This is a genomic window from Bacillus sp. AY3-1 (assembly GCF_008368785.1).
Classification (GTDB): Bacteria; Bacillota; Bacilli; order Bacillales; family Bacillaceae_G; genus Bacillus_A; species Bacillus_A wiedmannii.
The window spans coordinates 1-1078 of record NZ_QORZ01000035.1 but is presented as its reverse complement, the minus strand read 5'-3'; the positions used below and the strand labels follow the sequence as shown (position 1 = coordinate 1078).

The following is a 1078-nucleotide window of genomic DNA, read 5'->3' as shown; positions in this document are numbered from 1 at the left end:
GTCCAGAGTGTCATAAGGCGTAATATATAATAAAGAAAGAGGGAGACGTTTCCTCTTTCTTTATTATATATGGGAATTACGTTAGGTTCAGGAGGATTTAAAACGTTCAGTGAAGAACCTAATTTAATTAAAGATAAATACAAAAGGTGATTTCTGTGTTAAGAAATCACCTTTTAACGTTTAGTTTTGTAAGGGCACATTGTACCTATATATGCCTATGATTTATAGCTCTTCTTATTATATTTCTCATCAAATTCTTTTCCTTCTAGATTTCGATCCATTGTTAAAGGTTGGTTGCAATGCATACAGGCGTCGACACGACCGAGCATTTTGGTCGGCTTATCGCAGCTTGGACAAATAATTTGTACAGTTTTAGTAGATAACATGCCAATCCAAAAGTAAACGACAGTACTAGCGATAACAGCTAAAAAGCCAACCATCATAAATGTTGTCATAATAATAATGTTTTCACGGAAAAAGACACCTAAGTATGCAATGAAGAGGCCGATAAATACTAAACTTAATGCAAAGGTCCGGATTTTATTGATTTTGTTCGAATACTTAATGCTCATTTGCATCACACTCCTATAATAATAATATAACATAAAATTTAGAATGTTCACTCGTTCGTAAACGTGATAAACCGATAAGATATGAGATATGGAGTATGATGCAGAGTGAAGGGAGACTATAATGGTTTTTGGAACATGGTTTTAAGATTTTAACGGGATGTGAAATTTTTTTATGAAAAGTATTGACCCCTTATCTACTGCATGATATATTAATAACCGTCGCTGATGCGGAAACGCAGAACGCGGCAAAAAAGAAATGAAAAACTTAGTTGACATTGAAAAACGAAGATGTTAACATAAGGAAGTCGCAAATGAGCGACCGAGTAGTTCTTTGAAAACTGAACGAAACAAACAACGTGAAACGTCAATTTTTATTTTTAGATGCTAGACAAACTAACTTTATTGGAGAGTTTGATCCTGGCTCAGGATGAACGCTGGCGGCGTGCCTAATACATGCAAGTCGAGCGAATGGATTGAGAGCTTGCTCTCAAGAAGTTAGCGGCGGA

The 1078-nt window shown here is 35.5% G+C and carries 1 protein-coding gene and 1 rRNA gene; one reads left to right on the top strand and one right to left on the bottom strand.

The features are described 5' to 3' along the window. Window positions 1-215: 215 nt before the first annotated feature. On the bottom strand, window positions 216-572 hold the full coding sequence (locus tag DN389_RS27025; RefSeq protein WP_000025063.1) for a YgzB family protein: 357 nt from the start codon (window positions 570-572) through the stop codon (window positions 216-218). 399 nt (window positions 573-971) lie between these two features. Between DN389_RS27025 and DN389_RS27020 the strand changes: the two genes are divergently transcribed. Next, window positions 972-1078: ribosomal RNA gene (locus DN389_RS27020) — 16S ribosomal RNA — on the top strand; the annotation flags it as partial.

Excerpts from the sequence above, each read along its gene's own strand:
- DN389_RS27025 (WP_000025063.1), bottom strand. The coding sequence starts at position 572 with ATGAGCATTAAGTATTCGAACAAAATCAATAAAATCCGGACCTTTGCA.